At 40.0% G+C, this 23,921-nt stretch carries 17 protein-coding genes; 6 read left to right on the top strand and 11 right to left on the bottom strand.

All coding sequences use genetic code 11. The features are described 5' to 3' along the window. Positions 1–120 precede the first annotated feature (120 nt). From odhB to sdhC, 6 genes are all read right to left on the bottom strand, one after another. Positions 121–1,611, bottom strand: a complete 1,491-nt coding sequence (gene odhB, locus Q4575_RS00510) for a 2-oxoglutarate dehydrogenase complex dihydrolipoyllysine-residue succinyltransferase (RefSeq protein WP_303520997.1) — start codon at positions 1,609–1,611, stop codon at positions 121–123. 15 nt (positions 1,612–1,626) lie between these two features. Further along, the gene (locus tag Q4575_RS00505; RefSeq protein WP_215962802.1) at positions 1,627–4,434 is read right to left on the bottom strand and encodes a 2-oxoglutarate dehydrogenase E1 component; all 2,808 of its coding nucleotides are present in this window, start codon (positions 4,432–4,434) and stop codon (positions 1,627–1,629) included. Positions 4,435–4,561: 127 nt separating this feature from the next. After that, positions 4,562–5,275: a succinate dehydrogenase iron-sulfur subunit gene (locus Q4575_RS00500; RefSeq protein WP_215962801.1), complete on the bottom strand. Its 714-nt coding sequence runs from the start codon at positions 5,273–5,275 to the stop codon at positions 4,562–4,564. A 17-nt stretch (positions 5,276–5,292) separates the two neighbouring features. Beyond that, positions 5,293–7,059, bottom strand: a complete 1,767-nt coding sequence (gene sdhA, locus Q4575_RS00495) for a succinate dehydrogenase flavoprotein subunit (RefSeq protein ID WP_303520996.1) — start codon at positions 7,057–7,059, stop codon at positions 5,293–5,295. Further along, positions 7,060–7,407: a succinate dehydrogenase, hydrophobic membrane anchor protein gene (gene sdhD, locus Q4575_RS00490; RefSeq protein ID WP_215962799.1), complete on the bottom strand. Its 348-nt coding sequence runs from the start codon at positions 7,405–7,407 to the stop codon at positions 7,060–7,062. Next, positions 7,401–7,775 (bottom strand): succinate dehydrogenase, cytochrome b556 subunit, encoded by a 375-nt coding sequence (gene sdhC, locus Q4575_RS00485; protein ID WP_215962798.1) that lies wholly within the window; start codon positions 7,773–7,775, stop codon positions 7,401–7,403. The genes sdhD and sdhC overlap by 7 nt, the downstream gene beginning before the upstream one ends. A gap of 410 nt (positions 7,776–8,185) precedes the next feature. Here sdhC and Q4575_RS00480 point away from each other — a divergent pair, with 410 nt between their 5' ends. The 6 genes from Q4575_RS00480 (at position 8,186) to Q4575_RS00455 (ending at position 19,588) form a co-directional block, all read left to right on the top strand. Beyond that, complete coding sequence (locus tag Q4575_RS00480) at positions 8,186–9,472, top strand: citrate synthase (protein WP_303520995.1); 1,287 nt, start codon at positions 8,186–8,188, stop codon at positions 9,470–9,472. Between the two features lie 238 nt (positions 9,473–9,710). Continuing rightward, a complete protein-coding gene (locus tag Q4575_RS00475) occupies positions 9,711–10,796 on the top strand; it encodes an efflux RND transporter periplasmic adaptor subunit (protein ID WP_303520994.1) in 1,086 nt (361 codons plus the stop codon). A gap of 10 nt (positions 10,797–10,806) precedes the next feature. Next, positions 10,807–14,082 (top strand): efflux RND transporter permease subunit, encoded by a 3,276-nt coding sequence (locus Q4575_RS00470; RefSeq protein ID WP_303520993.1) that lies wholly within the window; start codon positions 10,807–10,809, stop codon positions 14,080–14,082. A 6-nt stretch (positions 14,083–14,088) separates the two neighbouring features. Next, positions 14,089–17,166, top strand: coding sequence for an efflux RND transporter permease subunit (locus tag Q4575_RS00465; RefSeq protein ID WP_215962794.1), 3,078 nt, complete (start codon positions 14,089–14,091; stop codon positions 17,164–17,166). A gap of 345 nt (positions 17,167–17,511) precedes the next feature. Continuing rightward, a complete protein-coding gene (locus Q4575_RS00460) occupies positions 17,512–18,678 on the top strand; it encodes a methyl-accepting chemotaxis protein (RefSeq protein WP_215962793.1) in 1,167 nt (388 codons plus the stop codon). A 16-nt stretch (positions 18,679–18,694) separates the two neighbouring features. After that, a complete protein-coding gene (locus Q4575_RS00455) occupies positions 18,695–19,588 on the top strand; it encodes a nitrate- and nitrite sensing domain-containing protein (RefSeq protein WP_303520992.1) in 894 nt (297 codons plus the stop codon). A gap of 27 nt (positions 19,589–19,615) precedes the next feature. Here the strand turns inward: Q4575_RS00455 and Q4575_RS00450 are convergent, their stop codons facing one another. The 5 genes from Q4575_RS00450 to Q4575_RS00430 all read right to left on the bottom strand — a co-directional run bounded on the left by Q4575_RS00450 (position 19,616) and on the right by Q4575_RS00430 (position 23,892). After that, complete coding sequence (locus Q4575_RS00450) at positions 19,616–20,122, bottom strand: hypothetical protein (RefSeq protein ID WP_215962791.1); 507 nt, start codon at positions 20,120–20,122, stop codon at positions 19,616–19,618. Between the two features lie 204 nt (positions 20,123–20,326). After that, entirely contained in the window at positions 20,327–21,853 is a 1,527-nt protein-coding gene (locus Q4575_RS00445; RefSeq protein ID WP_303520991.1) for a glycoside hydrolase family 13 protein, read from the bottom strand. 50 nt (positions 21,854–21,903) lie between these two features. Then, positions 21,904–22,248: a DUF1428 domain-containing protein gene (locus Q4575_RS00440; protein ID WP_215962789.1), complete on the bottom strand. Its 345-nt coding sequence runs from the start codon at positions 22,246–22,248 to the stop codon at positions 21,904–21,906. A 274-nt stretch (positions 22,249–22,522) separates the two neighbouring features. Further along, positions 22,523–23,179, bottom strand: coding sequence for a 3-oxoacid CoA-transferase subunit B (locus Q4575_RS00435; protein WP_215962788.1), 657 nt, complete (start codon positions 23,177–23,179; stop codon positions 22,523–22,525). A 14-nt stretch (positions 23,180–23,193) separates the two neighbouring features. After that, a complete protein-coding gene (locus Q4575_RS00430) occupies positions 23,194–23,892 on the bottom strand; it encodes a CoA transferase subunit A (protein ID WP_303520990.1) in 699 nt (232 codons plus the stop codon). Positions 23,893–23,921: the final 29 nt, after the last annotated feature.

Genomic DNA, 23,921 nt, shown 5'->3' with positions numbered 1-23,921 from the left:
ACAGCCCAAATTACATGCGGGGATATTATAGTTCACCCCTAAATTAGTGCAATACAACTAAAGTATAAATTGGAATAATTGCACTAATTTTGTTAGCTTTATTTTACTTTTGTTTATAAATTAAACATCAAGTAACAAGCGTGTCGGATCTTCTAGCAACTCTTTAATTGTTACTAAGAATCCAACTGATTCCTTACCGTCAACCAATCTGTGATCGTAAGACAATGCCAAATACATCATAGGTAAGATTTCTACCTTACCTTCAACCGCCATTGGTCTATCTTGAATTTTGTGCATACCCAAAATCGCAGATTGTGGAAGGTTAATAATTGGCGTTGATAACAACGAGCCAAATACACCGCCATTGGTTACTGTGAAGTTGCCACCTTGCATCTCATCAACAGTTAATTTGCCGTCACGACCTTTAATTGCCAGTGCTCGAATACCATTTTCGATTTCAGCAAAGTTCATTTTGTCGCAATCGCGTAGTACTGGTGTAACTAAACCACGAGGAGTAGAAACAGCAATACTTACGTCAAAGTAATTATGATAAACGATATCGTCACCATCAATTGACGCATTTACAGCTGGGAAACGTTTTAATGCTTCAACAACTGCTTTTACATAAAACGACATAAAGCCTAAGCGAGCGCCGTGGCGTTCTTCAAATACGTCTTTATATTGCTTACGTAAGTCCATAATTGGCTTCATGTTAACTTCGTTAAACGTGGTTAACATTGCAGTAGAGTTTTTAGCTTCTAATAAACGATTCGCAATTGTTTTACGTAAACGAGTCATCGGAACGCGTTTTTGTGTGCGTTCACCCAGAACTTGTGCCGAAGGAGTCGCAGAAGCTTTAGGTGCCGCTTTAGGTGCCGCAGATTGCGCTTTCACAAAGTTTTCAACATCTTCTTTAGTAACTCGCCCACTTTTGCCAGTACCTGTAATTTTAGATGCATCTAACCCTTTTTCAGAAATTAAACGACGAACTGAAGGTGATAACGCATCATCAGAAGACGTTGTTTCCTCAGCTTCAGCCGCTGGTGCAGACGCTGCAGAAGCACCACCTACGGTAATTTCTGCAATAAGTTGTTCGCCAAGAACCGTTTCGCCTTCAGGGCTAATGATTTTAGTGACAACTCCGTCTTCAGGAGACACAACTTCAAGTACTACTTTATCTGTTTCAACATCAACTAAGTTTTCGTCACGGCTAACCGCTTGACCTTCTTGAACGTGCCAAGTAGCTATTGAAGCATCTGCAACCGATTCAGGTAATACAGGAACTTTGATTTGAATTGTTTTTGACGGTGCTGCATCTGCTGCTGGAGCCGACGCTGCTTCGGCTTTAGGTGCTGCTGGTGCCGCCGCGGCTCCTGCTGCACCAATAGTTGCAATTAATTGTTCGCCTAAAACTACGGCACCTTCTTCTTGAAGAATTTCAGTAACAACACCATCTTCTGGTGATACAACTTCCAACACAACTTTATCAGTTTCAATGTCTACCAAATTCTGGTCACGAGAGACTGTGTCGCCAACTTTTACGTGCCAAGTCGCAACTGAGGCGTCAGCAACTGATTCTGGTAATACTGGAACTTTAATTTCAGTAGTCATGATTAATCCTTGAGATTATTTAATCGTTAATGCGTCATTAACTAACGCTTGTTGTTCTTTAGCATGGACAGAGGCATAACCAACTGCTGGTGAAGCTGATGCTTTACGACCGGCATATGTTAGGTTTGCTTTTGCTGGAATTGAATTCCAGAAATGGTGTTGGCTACAGTACCAAGCGCCTTGGTTCTGTGGCTCTTCTTGACACCAAACAAAATCTGTCACGTGTTTATATTTTTCTACTACCGCATCCATTTCTGCATGTGGGAACGGATATAACTGCTCCACACGAACAATGGCAACATCGTCTTGTTCAGCTTTACGACGTTGATCTAATAAGTCGTAATATACTTTTCCTGAACAAAATACCACGCGTTTGACGTTTGCTGGATTAATCTCATCAATCTCATCAATTACATTGTGGTAAGTACCTTCGGCCAATTCTTCCATAGTTGAAACGGCTAAAGGATGACGAAGCAATGACTTAGGTGTCATTACGATAAGTGGTCTACGCATTGGGCGTATCTGTTGACGACGGATCATGTTAAATACTTGAGCCGGAGTCGAAGGTACACACACCTGCATGTTGTGGTCAGCACACAATTGTAAGAATCGTTCCATTCTTGCCGAACTATGCTCAGGACCTTGACCTTCATAACCGTGTGGCAATAACATTGTAAGTCCACATAGGCGGCCCCACTTTTGTTCACCAGAGCTTATAAATTGGTCAATTACTACCTGTGCTACGTTGGCAAAGTCACCAAATTGTGCTTCCCATATAACCAAAGATTCTGGTTCAGCAGTTGCGTAACCGTATTCAAATGCGAGTACACCGACTTCAGATAACACGGCATCGAATATTTCGAATTTACCTTGTTCTTTATGTAAATGTTGAAGTGGGATATACGTAGATGCATCAACTTGATTATGCAATACAGCATGACGGTGGAAAAACGTACCACGACCAGAGTCTTGACCCGTAATACGGATATCGTGACCATCATCACATAATGCAGCATAGGCTAATGTTTCTGCAAAACCCCAATCGAGAGGTTTTTCACCCGCTAACATTTTACGACGCTCGTCATATTGTTTTTTAACCCGAGAGTGCAATGTGTGCTCTGCTGGGTACTGAGTGATTTTCTCACCTAGCTCATTCAATTTTTCAACTGAAATCGCTTTATTGTATTCAATGTCCCAATCGTGATTTAGGAAAGGTCGCCAATCTACAGAATGTTCTGTCATCGGACGCCATTCTTCAACTGTACATTCGCCTTTATCTAAAATTCCACGATAATCGTCAGCCAATTGCGTAACGTCTGATTCTTGGATCGAACCTTCAGCAACTAAACGTTTGATATAAAGGTTTCTTGGAACCGGGTGTTTTTTGATTTTTTGGTACATCAAAGGCTGAGTGGCATTTGGCTCATCAGCTTCGTTGTGCCCATGGCGGCGATAACACACTAGATCGATAACAACATCACGACGGAATGTATTTCGGTAATCAACGGCAAGTTGAGCAACCAGCGCCACAGCTTCAGGGTCATCACTATTTACATGAAATATTGGTGCCTGAACCATTTTCGCTATGTCCGTACAATATTCAGTAGAACGTGCGTCTTCTTGCAGTGACGTTGTAAATCCAACTTGGTTATTTACAACAATACGTACCGTACCACCTACTTTATAAGCACGTGTTTGGGACATATTAAATGTTTCTTGAACAACACCTTGTCCTGCGATTGCAGAATCACCATGAACGGTAATTGCTAACGCTTTAGAACCATTTTCACAATCACGACGGTCTAATCGAGCACGAACAGAGCCCATTACAACCGGGTTTACAATTTCAAGGTGAGACGGGTTAAACGCTAACGCTAAGTGGACATTACCACCGGCTGTTGCAAAATCTGATGAAAAACCTTGGTGATATTTAACGTCACCTGCGGCCAGTGATTCATCAACTTTGCCGCCAAATTCTTCAAATAATTCGCCTGCTTTTTTACCAAGTACGTTAACTAAGACGTTTAGTCGACCACGGTGGGCCATACCAACTACAACTTCTTTTTGACCTTGCTCGCCGGCACGATGAATAATTTCTTTGATCATTGGAACAAGTGAATCGCCACCTTCCAATGAGAAACGTTTCGCGCCTGGGAACTTAGCACCTAAGTACTTTTCTAATCCGTCGACAGCAATTAAACCTTTTAAGATGCGTTTTTTAACATCTAAAGAAAATGAAGGTTTGCTTTGAATTGATTCTAAACGTTGTTGGATCCAACGCTTTTCGTCTGTATCAGTAATGTGCATGTATTCTGCGCCAATCGGACCACAATATGTGTCTTTTAGCGCTTCATACAATTCACCAAGCGGCATTTTATCTTTGCCGATTGCAAATGAACCCAGATTAAATTCACGCGTTTTATCAACGTCATCAAGTTCGTGGTGAGCTAAGCTCAATTCACGTACTTTTTCACGTTGCCACAATCCCAAAGGATCAAGGTTGGCGTTCTGGTGACCACGGAATCTAAACGCGTTAATGAGCTGAAGCACTTTAACTTGTTTTTCATCTGCTTGGTCAGCAACTGATACGACAGTACGGTCTTTTGTTTTGGCAAGTTGAGCGAATAAGTCGCGAATTTCTGAATGCTTGGTTTCAACGGAAACCCCCTCTACTTTTGGCAGAGTATCAAAAATTTCACGCCACTCATCAGAAACAGAAGTCGGGTCGTCTAAATACAACTCATACATCTGTTCAACATATACCATGCTGTTAGCTGATAAATGTGAACTATTCAGCCAAGATTGCATAACACCTTCGTGCATTAGATATATATCCTTGTTAGTCGATTTGTGACTAGCTTTTTCTTGTTTAAAAATAAAAAAGAGCCCTTCCAAATAAATGAAACGACTCTTTCTCTTGTTAGGTCATTACAGCCTCAGTTTTCACTTTCTAAACTGACCTCTGCAACAACATAGACTTGATGTGTCCAATCGCCTTTGTCGGGTTTAACCCTTTAGGACAAACGTTGACACAGTTCATGATACCGTGGCAACGGAACACACTAAATGCATCGTCTAAGTCAGCCAGTCGCTCATCAGTTGCGGTGTCACGGCTATCAATTAAGAATCGATAAGCATGTAACAAACCAGCAGGTCCGATAAACTTGTCTGGGTTCCACCAGAACGATGGGCATGACGTAGAACAACATGCACAAAGAATACATTCGTACAAACCATCAAGCTTTTCGCGATCTTCAACAGATTGAATATATTCGCGAGCCGGTGGCATTTTGTCGTCGTTAATTAAGAATGGCTTAACTTTTTCATATTGCGTGTAGAACTGAGTCATATCGATAACTAAGTCACGTACAACCGGCAAACCAGGTAATGGACGTAATATAGTCGTCCCTGTACCAAGTGCAGATAGCGGCGTGATACACGCTAAGCCATTTGTGCCATTCATGTTAAGACCATCAGAACCACATACGCCTTCACGACAAGAACGACGGAACGACAATGTTGGATCTTGTTCTTTTAATAACATTAATGCGTCTAGTACCATCATGTCTTGACCGTCTTCAACTTCAAGTTGATAGTCTTTCATGTATGGAACATCATCTACATCAGGGTTATAACGGTAAATCGAGAAATTCAAAGTTTTCATATTTCGTTACTCCCCTATTAGTATGTACGAGCTTTAGGCGGAAATGCTTCACGATGCACAGGGCTCATGTTCACTTCACGCTTGCTCATTTCTTGAGTTTTTGGGTCATAAATACTGTGGCATAACCAATTTACATCATCACGGTCTAAGAAATCTTCTCGACTATGGGCACCACGGCTTTCTGTACGGAAATTAGCAGCGGCAGCGGTAGCAAGTGCAGTTTCCATAAGATTGTCTAATTCCAAACACTCAATACGCTGGGTATTAAATTCTTTCGAATTATCAGATAATTTCGCATGTTTTAAACGTTCACGAATTTCTTTTAATTCTGCCAGACCTTCCGCCATTGCTTGACCTTCACGGAAAACCGAGAAGTTAAGTTGCATACAGCGTTGTAGATCTTTTTTGATTTGAATTGGATCTTCACCTTGAGAAGTCGATTCCCAACGATTGAAACGTTCCATCGCTTTCTCAACATCAGCATCAGTTACTTCAGTGGCACCGCGCCCTTCACCTAAATATTTTTCTAGATATAGACCTGCAGCGCGACCAAACACAACTAAATCAAGCAATGAGTTACCACCTAAGCGATTTGCGCCGTGTACAGATACACATGCAATCTCACCTACGGCAAACAAACCTTCAACTTCAGCAAACGAGCCATCGTCGAGTTTTGTTAACGCTTGACCGTTTACGTTAGTTGGAACACCACCCATCATATAGTGACAAGTAGGAAGAACTGGAATTGGTTCGTCAGCTGGATGAACGTGAGCAAATGTCTTAGACAATTCACATACACCAGGTAAACGTGCTTCTAACGTTTCACGACCTAAGTGGTCTAGTTTTAACTTCAGGTGAGGACCTAAAGGACCGTCACAACCGCGACCTTCACGAATTTCAGTCATCATTGAACGTGCAACAACATCTCGAGACGCTAGGTCTTTCGCATTTGGTGCATAACGTTCCATGAAACGTTCGCCGTCTTTATTAAGAAGGTAACCACCTTCTCCACGACAACCTTCTGTCACAAGTACACCTGCACCGGCTATGCCTGTTGGGTGGAATTGCCACATTTCCATGTCTTGCAATGAAACGCCAGCGCGAACCGCCATGCCAACACCGTCACCAGTATTAATATGCGCGTTAGTAGTAGAAGCATAAATACGGCCTGCACCACCTGTTGCTAAAACAGTCGCTCGAGCTTTAAAGAAAACAACATCACCAGATTCAATGTCAATTGCTGTACAACCGACAATTGCACCATCGGCATTTTTAACTAAATCAAGTGCATACCATTCGCTATAAACTGTAGTTTTGTTTTTAACATTTTGTTGATACAACAAATGTAACAAGGCGTGGCCAGTACGGTCAGCTGCCGCTGCAGTACGAGCAGCTTGTTCGCCACCAAAGTTTTTAGATTGGCCACCAAACGGACGTTGGTAAATTCGACCATCTTCGAAACGAGAAAAAGGTAAACCTTTATTTTCCATTTCTAAGATTGCCTCTGGCCCTTCTTTACACATGTATTCAATCGCGTCTTGGTCGCCGATAAAATCAGAACCTTTAACGGTATCGTACATATGCTGTTCCCAGTGATCTTCATGGGCATTACCTAGTGCTACGGTAATACCACCTTGAGCAGATACTGTGTGCGAACGAGTTGGGAAAACTTTTGAAATCAAGGCACATGATTGGCCTGACTCTGCAATTTGCAATGCGGCGCGCATACCTGCGCCACCTGCGCCGATTACGACGGCATCAAATTCAAGAACTTTAATACTCACTTAAACACCCCACAAAACAAATAAACCAGTTATGACGTAAGCCAAACCGATCGTGTTTAGAATAAAGCTTAGTATTGAGCGCATTTTTGGGCTTTTAACGTAATCCGTTAATACTTGCCAAAGACCTATACGAGTGTGAACCCAAATACAAAGTAAGGTGATAAAGGTAAATACTTTAACCGCAATGTTAGAGAATAAACCTGACCAACCTTCATAGGTCACAGTAGGTGTTGTTAGGAAATAACCTAAAATAAATATGACATACGCTGTCATGAATAACGCCGTAGCGCGAAGTGAAACGTAATCTTGGATTCCGTCACGCTTTAAGGATGCTTGATTAATCAACATATCCATACTCCCGCTAACACTACAGTTACAATCCAAAGTGCAATTGACACCTTGGCGCTTATGTTCCCTGATTCCAATTCTTCCCAATAGCCCATATCCATTATCAAATGACGAATGCCACCGATAACATGATAGGAAAGAACAGCAAGAGTACCAATAGTGATGATTTTGCCTATCACACCATTAATTAATTCTTGAGCTGTTTCAAATCCTTGAGCTGATTGTAAGGATATCGCCCATACTACAATCACAAAAATGAGCGCAAAAAATAATGCGACACCTGTGACACGATGCAATATGGATGCTTTAGCCGACGCTGGCATTGAAATGGTTGTCAGATCTAGATTTACAGGTCTTTGTTTTTTCACGGTTACATGCCTATCCGAGCTGTTTTTATTTTTGTGTGTGCGTACTAAACCAGTACACTTGTGTTTTTGCAATACGACTAAAGTTTAATATTTACAACTATTAAAATTTGGTAGAAATTACAGACTGCATACGTGTGCAGCCAAGTGGAGTATATATATCGATTCTCGATTTATCAATTTCTGTTTAAAATTAAGCGCTTTAATCCAAACGATTGAACAATTATTAGCTAATATTGAATAATTATTAGTCATAAGTGCAATTAAATTGACTTTTTACTCTATTTTGTAGTTACAATGTTGCACTTTTAAAAATGACCGACTTTACTTGTCTTACAAAAATACTAATTTTTGAATGTGCAAGTTAAGAAACGTCGCACAATTAAAAAACGACAATTATGAGGAGAACATGAATGGCGGATAAAAAGGCCACAGTTCAAGTCACTGGACAAGAAGCTTTCGAACTTCCTATTATGTCTGGTACTGCAGGTAACGATGTCATTGACGTAAGAACTTTGGGTTCTAAGGGTGTTTTCACCTACGACCCAGGCTTTTTGGCTACCGCATCATGCCAGTCTAAAATCACTTTCATTGATGGTGGTAAAGGAATTCTGTTGCATAGAGGTTATCCAATCGAACAACTAGCTGAAAACTCTAACTATTTAGAATTATGTTTTCTGTTATTGCACGGTGAATTACCTTCTGCAGAAGAACTGGCTGTGTTTGAAAACACCATTACGAACCACACATTGGTACATGAAAAAATTGCAACATTCTTCCAAGGATTTGTAATTGAAGCACACCCAATGGCGATGCTATGTGGTGTTGTTGGTGCTATGTCTAGTTTCTACCATGACGACCTTGATATTACTGATCCAGAGCAACGCAAACGTAGCGCTTATCGTTTAGTCGCTAAGTTACCTACTATCGCTGCAATGGCTTATAAATATAGTATCGGTCAACCTTTTGTTTACCCTCGCAACGACCTTTCTTACTCTGAAAACTTCCTTAATATGATGTTCTCAGTACCAGCTGAAGATTATGTAGTTAATCCTGTTTTGGCGGACGCAATGGATAAGATATTCATGCTTCATGCTGACCACGAACAAAACGCATCTACTTCAACTGTAAGACTTGCTGGTTCTTCAGGTGCGAATCCCTACGCATGTATCGCAGCTGGTATTGCGTCACTTTGGGGACCTGCACATGGTGGAGCAAATGAAGCATGTTTAACTATGCTAGAAAAAATTGGCTCTGTAGATCGTATTCCTGAATTCGTAGCAAAAGCAAAAGATAAAGCGGATCCGTTCCGTCTTATGGGCTTTGGTCACCGTGTTTACAAAAACTTTGACCCTCGCGCCAAAGTTATGCGTCAAACATGTCACGATGTTCTTAAGGCATTACACATCGAAGATCCATTATTGGATGTTGCAATGGAACTTGAACGCATTGCATTAGAAGACCCGTATTTTGTTGAGAAGAAATTATACCCAAATGTTGATTTCTACTCAGGCATTATCTTAAAAGCAATGGGAATTCCTACTAGCATGTTCACTGTAATCTTCGCTATGTCTCGTACTATTGGCTGGATCAGCCACTGGGACGAAATGTTAGGTGAAGAAGGACAAAAAATTGGTCGTCCTCGTCAGTTATATACTGGTGCGCCTCAACGTGATTACGTTACAGCAGATAAACGCTAATTATTACGTACCTATTAGAAAATAGCAGCTTAGGCTGCTATTTTTTTTGCCTATGATTTAACAAAAATCCATCTATATTGGTTAATTCGACTAACATTTAACGATATTCGTTAAATTATTTATCTATACGCCAAACCTAAAACACAATACCGTTCTAAGTTGTTGATAAATATAACAAATATAATTGGTGCGCTATGTGCAATACCAGTCAAACCTTAGATTATGGATTTGCAAAAAAATGAAAAACTTAAAAACAACAAATCATTCCCCTCTCATCGCTATTTTATTTGCTTTTTCGAGCGTATTCGCGATTAGCGGATGTGGCGAAGCGACAGCGTCAATGGACAAAGAAGAAGAAGAAAAAAAAGAAATTGTAAAAGTCCCTGTTGAAGCAACTAAGATTACTCGGGGCCAAATCGCAAATTATTATGCAGCCAACGCCATCCTAGAATCCATCAATGAAGCTGATGTAATCGCTAAGGTACAGGGTCTTATTGAGCAGGTCCTAGTAGAAGAAGGTGACTATGTCGAACAAGGACAAGTACTCGCCACTATAGATGCAACACGTTACCAATTAGTATTAGACCAACGTAGAGCAGAGCTTAAACAAGTTAAAAGCGAATATGACCGACTCAATTCAACTAAAAACAAAGGTTTGGTTTCTGCAGATCAACTCGAAAAACTGCAATGGCAATACAAATCGCTTGAAGCCGCAACAAGTATCGCTGAGTTAGATGTGGCAGAAGCTAACGTAGTTGCGCCAATTTCTGGTTTTATATCGGCTCGCTACGTTAAAAAAGGAAATCTAGTCCAACAATATCAGCATGAAAACTTATTCCATATCGTATCTCAACGTGAACTTCAGGGCGTTTTACATTTACCAGAAGGTCAATTTTCTAATGTTAAGAAGGGCCAAAATGTTAATTTGTCTGTTCCAGCAGTAAATAACCAACAATTTGTTGCTAAGGTAGAAAGAATTAGTCCTGTAATTGATGCAAAAAGCGGCACATTTAAGGTAGTAATCACTATGGACAATCAAAAATTACTCTTAAATTCAGGAATGTTCGCTGAAGTTAAACTCGAATATGGCGTTCATCGCAATGCATTACTCGCACCTTCAAACAGTATTTTGACGATGGACAATCAATCGATTGCTTATATTGTGAGTGAAAATAAAGCTATTAAGACAGAAGTGGTTATTGGTTATCGGGAAAATGGCTTTGTTGAAATTTTATCTGGCCTAGACGACAACGCGTTTTTGATCACAGCAGGTCACAATAATCTAAAAGACCAAGCTGACGTTAACGTAATTAATAATATTTAAGGGCAATAAAATGAAAATAGTCGATGTTGCCATAAAACGTCCGGTCACAATTTGGATGTTTGTCTTTGCAGTAATGTTGTTCGGTATTGTGTCTTTAAATCGGTTAGCAATAAATTTACTGCCAGAATTATCTTATCCTACATTAACAATTCGAACCGATTATGAAGGTGCAGCCCCTGCAGAAGTAGAACAATTGGTAAGTAAGCCGATTGAAGAAGCCATAGGTACGGTCAAAAATGTTCGCCTGGTAAACTCTGTTTCTAAAGCAGGTCAGTCAGACATTGTTTTAGAATTCGAATGGGGGGCCGATATGGATTTGGCCAGTCTTAATGTTCGAGAAAAACTCGATATTCTGCAACTGCCTCTAGATGTTAAAAAGCCAGTATTGCTGCGATTTAACCCTAGCTTAGATCCAATTTTGCGATTCGCTCTTAAATCAGACAACTTAGATGCCGATTTAAAATCAATACGTACATTTGCTGAAGAAGAAGTAAAACGTAAATTAGAAGCTGTTAATGGTGTCGCATCCGTAAAACTAGGTGGCGGCTTAGAGCAGGAAATTCATGTCTCAATCGATCAACGTAAACTCGCTCATCACAATTTAGATATCAGTCAAATTATTCAACGTTTGCGTGACGAAAACGTCAATTTATCTGGTGGTCGAGTCAAAGACCAAAGTCAGGATTATTTAGTTCGAACAATAAACCAATTTAAAGATTTAACCGACATCCGCGAACTTATCGTCAAACATGACGGCAGCAGGATCATTAGATTAAGTGAAATTGCCAAAGTGACCGACGCTCATAAAGAACGAGATAGCATTACTCAGGTCAACGGCGAAGAAGCCATCGAAGTTGCTATCTACAAAGAAGGTGATGCAAATGTGGTTAAAGTCGCCGAACTAGTGCTAAGTCAACTCGAAGTAGTTAATGATATACTTCCAAAAGGACTAACTTTAGAGCCTATATATAACCAAGCGACGTTTATCGACTCAGCCGTAGATGAAGTACAAATTGCAGCCGTGATTGGCGGCTTATTGGCTATGTTGATCCTGTATTTGTTTCTGCAAAACAGTTGGACCACATTTATTGTTTCGCTTTCAATTCCAGTTTCTGTCATCGCCACTTTTAATTTTATGCACGCTAATAGCATTTCTCTTAATATTATGAGTCTTGGTGGTATTGCATTAGCCATCGGTTTACTTGTCGATTCTGCTATAGTTGTACTCGAAAATATCGCCCGTTACAAAGAACAGGGTTTAGAGCCAAAACAAGCATCAGCGATTGGTACCAAAGAAGTGGCGACTGCCGTAACTGCATCAACACTGACCACTATGGCAGTATTTTTTCCACTTGCATTTGTAGAAGGCATCGCAGGACAACTATTTTCAGACCAAGCACTTGCCGTAACGTTTGCGTTATTTGCATCGCTAATTGTTGCCATCACATTAATTCCAATGTTAGCAGCAAGAGAAACTAGAAAGTTTGAAGAAGAGCAAGACCCATTTATCCAACCTACAATTAAAGAAAAACCAACCAATAAGATCGCATTGGCGTTTTGGTATTTAACCTGGCCTTTTAAAAAGCTAATTTTAGTCGTGGTTTATTACATTCCGTTAATTGTCACTATTGTATTAAAAGCCGTTATACGCCTATTTGTTAAAATTATTTCCTTTATTATGGTGCCATCAGCTAAAGGTTTTAATTTTGTTTACAACCGTTTGAGTGAGGTGTATCAAAATACCCTAATTGTCTCTTTAAAGCGGCCTGCGTTAACGATAACTGCTATCTCATTATTAGCACTAGGTAGCGTGCCGTTAGTTAAAAAGCTTGGTTCAGAATTATTACCTCCGATGGCTCAAGGTGAATTTTTTGTAGACGTATTAATGCCAACTGGCACTAAACTAGAAGAAACAGAAAGACGTTTGACGCAATTAGCAAATGTTGCCAAAACCCTCGAGGCTGTTGAAAGAACCTATAGCGTCGTAGGAACAGGAAGTTTGATGAATGCGTCACCAGGTCAAAGTGGTGATAATTGGGGGCGTCTCAATGTTGTCCTTAAAAAAGGCCAATCATCAGAGCAAGAAAGTATTGTTATGTCTAATTTACGTGCGGAACTAAATCGTATTCCTGGCGTAAATGGCACTATTGACCGCCCTAAACTCTTGACCTTTAAAGCACCAATACAAGTTGTTCTTTCTGGCTATGACCTTTCCATGTTGCAAACACAAAGCAATAAACTGGTCGCCCTATTTGAGTCAAACAATTACCTAACCGACGTCAATCCAAGTTTAAAAAAAGGCCACCCTGAAATAAAACTCGAGTTTAATCACGGTAGACTAGCCCAACTTAATTTAACTGCGGCTCAAGTCTCTGACGTTGTTGCGGCACAAATTGGCGGCAAAGTCGCAACCAAGTTGTCTGTTGGCGATAGAAAAGTCGATATTTTGGTTCGCACAAACGAAAATGACCGCAATTCAATTAACGATTTAAAACAGTTAATCGTCAATTCAAATTCAACAATGCCAATTTCGTTAGCCGATGTCGCAGAAGTGAGTTTAACCACAGGTCCAAGTGAAATAAATCGGTTACAACAGCAACGAGTTGCCCTTATTGATTTAAATGTTACTGGTATTGATTTAGCAAAAGCGGTCACAATCGTTAACGGCATTATTACGGAACAAAATATGCCACTGTCAATTACATGGGCTGTGAAAGGGCAAAATGAAGATATGCAAGTTTCCTTTGAATCATTAACCATTGCCCTCATCTTGGCCGTATTTATGGTGTATATCGTAATGGCGTCACAGTTTGAGTCTTTATTACACCCGCTCATTATTTTATTTACTGTGCCATTAGCAGGAGCCGGATCGATTTACGGTCTGTACTTAACAAACAGTAACATCAGCGTTGTCGTCTTTATTGGTTTTATTATGTTGGCTGGTATTGTTGTCAACAATGCCATCGTCCTAATTGATAGAATAAATCAGCTGCGAGAACTCGGTATTGAAAAACGACAAGCTATTTTGGAATCAGCTCAAAGCCGATTGCGTCCTATTATAATGACAACACTGACAACAACTCTCGGACTGCTTCCCCTAGCGCTAGGGCTGGGTGACGGAGCAGAATTACGTTCTCCAATGGCACTTACCGTCATTTTTGGACTGATATTTTCTACCTTGCTGACGTTAATTTTTATTCCATCGTTATATTTACTGATCGACCGAAAACGATTTGTGGCTCCTGTCGATGAACCTGTTAATCACCTTGACTCAATTGCTCAGTAGGTTGAAATGAATAATTTAAATAACAACACACAAACTGCAAGTAAATCATTGGCAAACTGGGCGATTAAAAAACCCGTAACAACCATAATAATGTTCGTGTCATTGCTTATTTTGGGTATTTTTGCCAGCCGGTTACTGCCGCTAGAAAAGTGGCCAGGGATTGATATTCCAGAGTTGTATATTAGTGTTCCCTACCCAAATTCGACACCAGCTGAAGTAGAACGCCAAATAACTAAGCCAGTGGAGGAGGCTTTAGCAACGATTTCCGGTATCCAGCAATTTAGAACTTGGTCCAAGGAAACCGGCGCAGACATTTCTATCCAGTTTAAATGGGACGAAAATATAAACGCTAAGTCTATTGAAGCGAGAGAAAAAATTGATGCAATTCGCGATCAATTGCCAGATGATCTAGAGCGCATTATGGTATTTCAGTTTAATACGAACGATATGCCTGTCTTTAACTTGCGTATATCTTCGGATCGAGATCTGTCATTAGCTTATGACTTACTTGAACGTAACTTAAAACGCCCTATCGAACGTGTAGCGGGCGTTTCTCAAGTGACCCTATATGGTGTTGATAAACGCCAAATTAGCATTCGTTTAGATGAAAATAAAATTGCGTCTTATCGTTTAAATTTACCCACGGTCGTAGAAAAACTTCGACGCATGAACTTCAGTCAGTCAGCCGGTTATCTTAATACCTCCGACGGTAAGATAATGATAAACCCAAATGGTAAATTTGAATCCGTAGAAGACGTATATAATCTTTATATCGAACAAAACATCAAACTTGGCGATATTGCCAATATTCAATTGGAGTTGCCTGAACGTCAAGATGGTCGTCATTTACATCAAACTTATGCCATTGGCATGGATGTCATGAAAGAGTCCGGCGCTAATTTAGTACAAGTTGCGTCCGATGTAATGGAAGTCGTAAATGAAGTTTCTAATAGTGCGCAATTTAACGGCATCAACTTGTTCGTAATGCAAAACACTGCCGAAGATGTTACCAACTCCCTTAGTAATTTATTGGAAGCCGGTTTAATCGGTGCCCTTCTGTCAGTTATCGTTTTATATTTGTTCCTGCGTCATGTGGCGACAACGATAATCGTTGTTTTGTCCGTACCTTTTGCAATTTTTATCACGTTAGGTGCGATGTATATGCTGGGCTATAGCCTCAATATATTGTCGCTTATGGGCTTAATGTTGGCCGTCGGTATGTTAGTGGATAATGCGGTGGTAGTTACCGAATCTATATTTCACGAACGTCAAAATGAAAAAGACCAAATAAAAGCGACAAACCAAGGCGTACAAAATGTATCACTTGCTGTTATTGCAGGGACTTGTACTACAGCGATCGTTTTTTTACCAAATATCATAGGTAAAAAAATTGATATCACTATCTTCTTAGAACACGTGGCTATCGCTATTTGTATTTCCTTATTCGCTTCACTGTTTATAGCGCAAACATTGATCCCATTGCTAACCAGCAAAATTAAAAACATCCCGATTAAAAAGAACAAAGAAGACGGTAAGCTAATGAAGTTTTACCAAAAATCGTTAAATTGGGTGATGAACCATCAGAAAAAGTCGTTTTTAGTTGGATTTTTACTGTTTGCTTCTATGGCTATTCCTATGGGCGCCGTGACGAGTGATGAAGCCGACGGTGTCGATAACACCCGCATGTTTATCAACTACCAACTGCAAAAAAACTATTCTAAAGACGAAGTTGAAAAAATAGTAAACCGAATGGAAGACTATTTATACGCCAATCAAGACAAGTTTGAATTTGATTCAGTCTATAGTTATTACACTAATGGTTACGCGAACTCTGTAATTAACCTAAAAAAACAACTTACGCGCTCTGCTAAGGCCATCAAAACTGATATTGAAAAAGACTGGCCAACCTTTGTTCGGGCCCGACCTCAGTTTGGCTGGGGTGGCGGCAACGGCGGCGGCATTCAAGTGACCTTAAAAGGCAATGCGACGGAAGTATTGATGGAAATTGCAGACCAATTAATTCCTGTTATCTCGAACATTGAAGGCTTGGAAGATGTAAATTCTGAGGTCACTGGTGATCAAAAAGAAATCCAAATAATTATTGACCGAGAACGTGTGCAACGTATTGGCCTTAGTAGCCGAGATGTTGCTCAAGCAGCGGGGACGGCACTTCGCGGTTTAAACTTGCGTACGTATCGTGACCGTAATTCTGGTGAGATCCAAGTACGGTTAATGTTTGCACAGGACGTTGAAAAATCACTTGAACGTTTTCGTTCTATCGTTATCCATTCCGAAGACGGTATTGACTATCGTCTTGATCAACTTGCTGAGCTCAAAATAGTACCTAGATTGAGCCAAATCAGTCGATTTGAACGCCAAACCAGTTTAAATATTGGTGCAAACATGGCGGAAGGCACAACCTTAGAACAGGCAAAACTACGAATAGAAGAAACCTTAAACCAAATACAACTCCCTACTGGTTATAGCTGGAGCCTCAATGGCAGTTTCGAAAGACAACGTGAAGCTGAAAGCGTCATGGAAGTTAATATGTTGTTGGCCTTAGCCATGATTTACATCGTAATGGCTGCATTATTTGAAAGTTTGATCTTGCCTACTGCGGTTATCACCTCGTTATTGTTTTCGATTTCAGGCTTGTTCTGGGCACTCATGCTAACCGGCACCAGTATGTCAATCATGGTAATGATTGGGATCTTAATTTTGATGGGTATCGTCGTAAACAACGGAATTGTATTGGTCGATAGGATTAATCAATTACGGGAACAAGGTTATGCAATTAAAGAAGCCGTTTTAGAAGGCAGTCGTAATCGTATTCGTCCAATTTTAATGACTGTGGCGACTACCGTTTTAGGTTTATTGCCACTTGCTGTCGGCAATGCCAACATTGGCGGCGCAGGCAGTCCTGAATATTCACCAATGGCCATAGCGATTATGGGCGGGTTAATGTTTTCAACTGTGACCAGTCTTTATTTTATACCACTTGCATACGTGCTTTTGTTAAAACTCAGAGACCGAAGCCATCGTTTGTTCGCCCGCAGTAACAAAATTGTAGGGAAAGTTATTTAAACTATTTTAAAACGGCTAGATTAAAGTAATCTAGCCGTTTTATTTGGTTTTAGAAAAAAATACACAAGCCATTATGAATATAGTGAAAAGTCGGTTTTCACTAAAATGATGCAACCTTGCACAGTTGTACCTCATATCCTCCAAGCCCTTTTGAATAGTTAATTTTTTTCACTTATATAACAACATGTTAATTTGTGGAATACAACTTGCCATTACTTCTTACCTAAGTACTTAGTTTTTAGCGTGTGTTCCTGTTCATAAGCAATTTATGGCATCGACCGTTAAAATCCACACCACATTTTTATAAGGCAATGCGATGTTAACATTGCTTAACAAGGAATATTTATGGGCAATATTATTTTTTATCCTGTGTCCCTGTTACTAAAATCAATTGGGATAAGAAACTGTTTTGTCTTAGCGATTACGTCCCTGTCGATTTATCTCACATTAAATATGTTAAATATTTTCAATGTGCTGTCGATTGGAATTGTCCAAATAAATATTTTATGTTTACTCTCTAGCTACCTTTTATTTGGCACTTTATATGTCACTTACCACTATTTGAAAACATCCCTTAGTTTTCTTGATGAAATAGACATAGAACAATTTGATCCCCGTAATATAAAATCTTTAGCCAGCCAAAATCATCCACTTGCTGCTAAATTTGTCGAAGTTCTCCGCGAACTAAGCCGCTCCAATGAACAAAACACTGCAAGATTAAGAGAGGTGGCCTACTCCGCCCAACAAGTGATCGGTACAGCCAATTCGGTTAGTGAAAACGTACAGCGTCAATCTGACGCCACCACAAGTACTGCGTCGGCCATAATAGAAATGACACATTCTTTACAGGAAGTCAGTAACAAGATAGAACTGGTTCATAGTGCCGCGTGCGGAGCGAGTAGTACCGCATCACTAGCAAAAAAAGAGCTCATCAATTTAACTGAAAAGTTACATAACGTTACTATCGAAGCCCAGGATACACAAACTAGAATGGAAAAACTGAACGTTATGGCGACATCCGTTGAAAAAGAATCCCATGCCATTCAAAAAATTGCCCAACAAACCAACTTACTTGCGCTCAATGCATCTATTGAAGCAGCTCGTGCTGGTCAGTTTGGCGTTGGGTTTGCCGTCGTCGCCGAAGAAGTACGCGAACTTGCTACCCGCTCACACCTTGCAGCTGACAGTATTGTTCGGGCGGTCTTAGAGGTATCTAATCAAACAAAACAGATATTAGACAGTATGACCACCGTTGTTATAGAGACTCAGCAAAGTTGTGATGGCGCAGTGATAGTAGATCAAGCTCTAACTCAAATAGAACAAACAACAAACGATGTTCAGGAACAAATTGCCATTGTAGCGACCAACGCCGAACAACAAGCTGTGGCGACAAACGAGATTGCAGAGCATGTAGATTCAGTTGTGGTTGTTGCAAAAGAAAATGCATTAATAGCAAAACAAACAGAGCATGTCGCAGCACATTTGGAACATTTAACTGAGCAGTACGCCTAAAACTATAGGGAAGCTTATGATAGAAATTTGTATTTATTCAGCTGTTATTTTTAGTTTCTTTGTTTATTTTAGATACACAAAAAAGCGACAGCTGGTCACATCACAGTGTCGAGGCGTTGCTCAGATAAGTCAGTTAAAAGATCTCATTTCTCTCACTCAAAAACATCGAGGAATGAGTTCAGCTTTATTAAACGGCAACACCCAAGCTCGCACTGATCTGGTAAAGATAAAACAAAACATCAAATCCGTGCAGTCTAATCTTGCTAAACCTGAGTTAGAAATTAACCATGTTCGTTGGGATAGTTATATTGATCACTGGACACGGCTACAAAAAAATACAACAACGATTACAGTTTTAGAAAACTTCAGTCAACACACCAAATTAATTGAAAATTTACTGTATCTATTAGAGGATATTGCAGAGAATAGTGCATTAAATGGTACACAATTGCCCTCATTACCTTCCGTTGGATTCACTTGGCGCGAGTTAATTCAAACGTCGGAATTTGTTGGTCAGTGCCGTGCGATTGGCGTTGGTATAGCCACAATGAAACACTGTAGCCAGGTCGATAAGATTAGGCTAGCGTATTTACAACAAAAACTAACCAATACCACTGAACACGTTTTAGACCATTTATCCTCGGTGGATCCCTATACCTTTGAACAAAAACAAAAAGTAGAATTAGCAAAAAAACAAATAAACCAGCTCAACGGAACTATCTCCAATGAGTTTATTGATGCATCAATAATTGTGGTCGAGCCAAAAGTCTATTTTGAGTTTACGTCCGTGACGATGGCGACATTAAATGATATTTTTGAATTGCAACTACGTCAGGTGCTAAGTGCTTTAAATCTCACTAAATCTCAGCAATCAATAGTACCTCTGAACGGCGTTAGTAGTTCTGTATAGCGGAACTCGTAAGCTATTTGATCGCGTTTAATTTATGGAAGCAGACCAACTTGACGCCACCGTCACATCAGTTGTTTTTTTAGCGACCGGTTTAACACCTGTAAAGCCCCAACCGGTATGTTTTAACGCTTGTTCTATCAAATTTATGAGTGAATAAGCCAAACCAGTTGATAGTCCTAACGTTAAACGTCGCTTATTTGTGCAGTCTATGTGAAGGGTTTGTTCATCTATTTTTATACCGCAAGCTAAAATTGGCTCACCTTCATCTAAATCAACTTTAATTGGTTCCGCCGATTTATTGATCTTGCCTTGTAATTCAGCCTGCTGCTTTTGAAATGCCATGATCTCAGATTTATGGGGGCCAGCTGTTTGCTCTTTTATCACCGGATCGTTTTGTGTTGTTTGGTTTAATTGCGCTAAAAACAACATTACAAAACGCCGTGTCAACCACACTTTGTGGATGTCTCCCTTAGCTTTAATCGACATTATCATTCGGTCGTGTACTGCATTATATCCGACTTGGATCTGTTCCATTAGGCATCTTAATTGGTAAACAATGGGGGTTAGTATAACGTTTCCAGGTCACAATAAAAACCGGCAGACTCGTTAAGAAATTTCAAAGGTAAACAAAAAACGCTGTTAACGAACAAAAGGAGAGAAATTGGCCAATCAAATAATTGACCAATAAGTTAGTGAACTTAATCGGTAAATCTATAAAATATGCGCTGATATACGCATTTAGACAACTCGTTTATATGTCGTATAGCCATTAGTTGGCGCAGTATTGGGTTTAAATATTGCAATTGAAAGTGGGGCCATTTCGACTGCCAAATAAGATGCTGAAATTCTAAGTTGAGCGGGATACATGCCGAGTAATTCAACCATGTTCCCCATATTCATTAATTTTGAATAAGGGATCATCAACTGTTCTTTCACTGACTCGTTTTTGGGGTTCACCACTATAATACAGGCATCTTCCACTTTGTCCGTATAGCGTAGAAACGCAATTAAATCCGATGAATGGACCGTTTTAAATTCGCCAATTCGAAGCGCCCTATTCTGTTTGCGAGTTGCTACTAATTTTAAGGTCCACAACAACATCTCGTTATCTTTCGTCACTTTATCCCAGCACATCGGCGCTCGCATTTCTGGATCATCTCCCCCAATCATTCCCAACTCACTGCCATAATAAAGATTTGGTGAGCCCGGAACGCAAAACTGCAGCGCCATAGCGAGTTTACGCTGTGCAATATCAGGTACTAACGTCGCCAGTCGCGCAGTATCGTGATTGTCTAGTAGAACCCAGGACTTTAATAATCCTTCATAATTTGAGTCTACAACCATCTGATTAAGTTGTTTATTCGCTAAATTTGCTGGGATAGCACCGAGAACACTTTGGATTATCAAATGCCGCATTGTAAGATTCATAATGCCATCAACACTGCCTAACCATTGCTGTGGATAGCTCCATACTTCACCAATAATAAGCGAGCCGGGTTTATGCTTGTGGGCCTCATACGTTAATTCAGCCAAGTAATTAAAGCCAATGTCATGAGCAACATCCAAACGCCATCCATCAACACCGTCTGTGAGATAACTTTTAACCACAGAGTCGTCATCTAAATATACATATGAACGCACAGCTTCATTTTCTAAGTTTAGTTCAGGTAAATTGGTCGCATTATCCCAACTTCGATACCCCACTTCATATTCATCACTGAAACAAAACCAGTCTCTATATATAGAGTCAGGTTTATCTTGCGCTTCTTGAAATACCGGCGCATTTTGACCCATATGATTAAATACTCCATCAAGCACGATTTTCATGCCTTTTTGATGAACAGCATCTATTAACATTTTTACATCTGATTTAGAGCCAAATTCTGGTGATATGTTTTTAAAGTCCAAACTGTCGTATTTATGATTGGTATACGCCTCATGAACCGGGTTTAAATACAGAACATCTACCCCAAGCTGCACGATGTAATCCAGTTTGTCGGTAAGTGACTCAAAATCCCCACCCCAAAATTCTATTTCGTGACTCCACAATTTGTGTTGTTCTAAATAGTGTCCGTGTTTAGGCGTTTCATTCCATCTTTTTAGAACTTTGGGTTCAGGGTAAAGACCACATTTATTTTCGAGTTGAGAAGACGGTGCAAATCGGTCTACCAAAACTTGGTAAACGACGGCACCTATTCGCCAGTCTTTTTCTCGATTTGTAAGTATTTGGTTAAGTTCTGTTTCCGATTGAGTGGCGTACGTCATGAGTTCCCTGTTTGCTATATCACTTTTACGATTTAAATTAAGCAGAAAAATTATTCATTGAGGATCATTTGAAACCCACCAAATATTATGCGAGTCATATCAAAAGGCATTTCCATGTCCATTCTTGGGTCTTGCATTAGCCCTTCCATACCCGCATCTCGCGTTTTTTTATCTGGCCAAGTAACCCAACTAAATACTACGGTTTCGTTGGCTTCACATTTAACAGCCATTGGAAATGACGTTATTTTACCGTCTGGCACATCATCTCCCCAACATTCAACCACACGTAAAGCACCGTATTCTTTAAAAAGTGCAACGGACGTTTTAGCATGTTCTAGATAAAGTTCTTTATTTTCAGTTGGTACCGCTGCGACAAAGGCGTCTATATAATCCATTTTAAATTCCTCTTTTGTATACCCTAATTAAGAAAATAACGTCAATGATGAAAGCTGACTTGTTATATCATTTTTTTAACTCAATTAACTTTAGGCTGATTTTAGAATAATTCAAATAACTAAACACATGAATTTTAGAATGTTTTAATAATCAATCGACTTAAAAGGATGAGGGTTTAAAATGGGTATAGAAAGGTTAATCTTAAATGAAGAACAGTTTGCTTTTTGTCTATAAAAAGCAAACTGTTATTAGCGTTAAGGCTTAAAACATCGACTAAAACTGCATTTCAGGCACGTCACCATTAATCCGTAATTTACCCGCTGTTTTTTGCTTTATTTCATCTACGGACACGCCAGGTGCGCGCTCTAACAAAACAAACTCGCCTTCGATTATTTCTAAATAAGCCAAATCAGTTATAACCTTAGTAATGCAATTTACACCAGTAAGTGGCAAGGTACATGCTTCAAGTAATTTAGACTCACCATGTTTATTGGCGTGAGTCATAGTAACAATAATATTGTCAGCTCCGGCCACTAAATCCATAGCGCCCCCCATGCCTTTAACTAATTTACCAGGGATCATATAGCTTGCAATATTACCATTTTGATCTATTTCAAAAGCACCTAAAACTGTTATATCAACATGTCCACCGCGGATCATAGCAAAGCTTTCAGCCGAACTAAAAATTGCCGCGCCCGTGGCTGTGGTTACTGTTTCTTTGCCCGCATTTATCATATCGGCATCAACATTTTCTTTTGTAGGGTATGGGCCCATACCTAACAATCCATTTTCTGATTGCAACATAACTTGCATGCCGTCAGGTACAAAGTTAGCAGCCAAAGTTGGAATACCAATGCCAAGGTTTACGTAATCACCATCATTAAATTCGCGAGCAACACGTTGTGCTATTTGTTCTCTAGATAACGCCATCAGTGTGTCTCCTATTAATCTGCTGTGGTAATTTTTTCGATACGTTTTTCAAACGTACCTAAAATAATGCGGTCTACATAAATCCCGGGCGTATGAATTTCGCTTGGGTTTAGTTCCCCAGGTTCAACTATCTCTTCAACTTCAACAACAGTGACTTTACCTGCTGTTGCCGCCATAGGATTGAAATTTTGCGCCGTGTGACGATAGATACAATTACCATAACGGTCAGCTTTCCACGCTTTGACTATTGCGAAGTCACCTGTAATGCTTTCTTCTAATATGTAGTTGCGGCCATTATATTCACGTACTTCTTTGCCTTCACCAACTAACGTGCCGTAGCCGGTTGCAGTAAAGAATGCAGGAATACCCGCACCGCCGGCTCGCATTTTTTCTGCAAGTGTCCCCTGTGGCGTTAATTCAACTTCCAATTCACCATTGAGTAATTGCTTTTCAAATAACGCATTTTCACCCACATACGAAGACACCATCTTTTTGATCTGCTTGTCTTCCAATAAAATACCGAGTCCAAAGCCGTCAACACCACAATTGTTTGATACAACTGTCAGGCCCGTTGTGCCTTTTTTCTTAATTTCAGCAATGAGGCCCTCTGGGATACCACATAAACCAAATCCACCTGCGATAACGGTCATGTTGTCTTCCAATCCCGCCATGGCTTGTTCATAGCTTGTCACTACTTTGTCAAACCCTGCCATTTTCAACCCTCTTATTTTATTAGTATTTT

The organism is Psychrosphaera sp. 1_MG-2023 (assembly GCF_030548245.1).
GTDB classification, from domain to species: Bacteria; Pseudomonadota; Gammaproteobacteria; order Enterobacterales; family Alteromonadaceae; genus Psychrosphaera; species Psychrosphaera algicola.
The sequence above is the reverse complement of the archived record's forward strand: the minus strand, read 5'-3'. Positions and strand labels throughout refer to the sequence as shown.

Coding starts and splice junctions, on each gene's coding strand:
- Q4575_RS00440 (WP_215962789.1), bottom strand. CDS start 22,248: ATGGATTATATAGACGCCTTTGTCGCAGCGGTACCAACTGAAAATAAA.
- Q4575_RS00455 (WP_303520992.1), top strand. CDS start 18,695: ATGATAGAAATTTGTATTTATTCAGCTGTTATTTTTAGTTTCTTTGTT.
- odhB (WP_303520997.1), bottom strand. CDS start 1,611: ATGACTACTGAAATTAAAGTTCCAGTATTACCAGAATCAGTTGCTGAC.
- Q4575_RS00480 (WP_303520995.1), top strand. CDS start 8,186: ATGGCGGATAAAAAGGCCACAGTTCAAGTCACTGGACAAGAAGCTTTC.
- Q4575_RS00445 (WP_303520991.1), bottom strand. CDS start 21,853: ATGACGTACGCCACTCAATCGGAAACAGAACTTAACCAAATACTTACA.
- Q4575_RS00460 (WP_215962793.1), top strand. CDS start 17,512: ATGGGCAATATTATTTTTTATCCTGTGTCCCTGTTACTAAAATCAATT.
- Q4575_RS00475 (WP_303520994.1), top strand. CDS start 9,711: ATGAAAAACTTAAAAACAACAAATCATTCCCCTCTCATCGCTATTTTA.
- Q4575_RS00430 (WP_303520990.1), bottom strand. CDS start 23,892: ATGGCAGGGTTTGACAAAGTAGTGACAAGCTATGAACAAGCCATGGCG.
- Q4575_RS00450 (WP_215962791.1), bottom strand. CDS start 20,122: ATGGAACAGATCCAAGTCGGATATAATGCAGTACACGACCGAATGATA.
- Q4575_RS00500 (WP_215962801.1), bottom strand. CDS start 5,275: ATGAAAACTTTGAATTTCTCGATTTACCGTTATAACCCTGATGTAGAT.
- Q4575_RS00470 (WP_303520993.1), top strand. CDS start 10,807: ATGAAAATAGTCGATGTTGCCATAAAACGTCCGGTCACAATTTGGATG.
- Q4575_RS00505 (WP_215962802.1), bottom strand. CDS start 4,434: ATGCACGAAGGTGTTATGCAATCTTGGCTGAATAGTTCACATTTATCA.
- sdhD (WP_215962799.1), bottom strand. CDS start 7,407: ATGTTGATTAATCAAGCATCCTTAAAGCGTGACGGAATCCAAGATTAC.
- Q4575_RS00435 (WP_215962788.1), bottom strand. CDS start 23,179: ATGGCGTTATCTAGAGAACAAATAGCACAACGTGTTGCTCGCGAATTT.
- Q4575_RS00465 (WP_215962794.1), top strand. CDS start 14,089: ATGAATAATTTAAATAACAACACACAAACTGCAAGTAAATCATTGGCA.